We start from the raw sequence: 623 nt of genomic DNA, 5'->3' as shown, positions 1-623 counted from the left end.
GGCCGGTATAGCGCACGTCGTGGGCGAGCAGGAAGGCTTTGAGGCGTTGCCTGGCCTGCTTCAGATCCTGTTTGGCGGCGCCCCAGGTGCGGACCAGGTCACGAAACGCTTCGTCCTCGACGGTGGGCACGTGCACGGGCGACAGATCTCCAGCTCGAAGCGCGCGTACCAGTTTCGCTGCATCGCGGCGGTCGGTCTTGACCCGCTCGCCGGGCTTGCGGGGAATCAGTGACGGCGCGCAGACCATGCAGGGGTAGCCCTTTGCCGTCAACTGGCGATGAAGGCCGTAGCCGCAGGGGCCGGCCTCATAGACGAACACGACGTTCGATGCTTTTGACTGCATGCGCTTGCACAAGCGATCGATATCATTGGCTCGAGGCGCAATCTTGCCGAGGGCCTCTACTTCGCCAAACCCGACAGAATACGCGACCACGATCGAATCCTTGTGAACATCCAGGCCGACAAACACCGTGCTATCGTTATTCACGCTGACCTCCGTGCCGGAAACAGGCTGTTGAGTATTGGCTTAGACCATACTCTTGCGGCTCTGGCATTCGTGCTAACCCGCGTTTCACCTCCGCGCGGCGGTCAGCCTCGTGCGCAGCGAAAGTCATACTGTCTAT

At 61.0% G+C, this 623-nt stretch carries 1 protein-coding gene; it reads right to left on the bottom strand.

Annotated features, from left to right (window positions below):
• The coding region (locus BFD71_RS38730; RefSeq protein WP_141710979.1) for an IS110 family transposase at nt 1-487 on the bottom strand (487 nt) is incomplete at its 3' end.
• Between the last annotated feature and the right edge of the window lie 136 nt (nt 488-623).

This window comes from Paraburkholderia nodosa, from assembly GCF_001718195.1.
Taxonomy (GTDB): Bacteria; Pseudomonadota; Gammaproteobacteria; order Burkholderiales; family Burkholderiaceae; genus Paraburkholderia; species Paraburkholderia nodosa_A.
The sequence above is the reverse complement of the archived record's forward strand: the minus strand, read 5'-3'. Positions and strand labels throughout refer to the sequence as shown.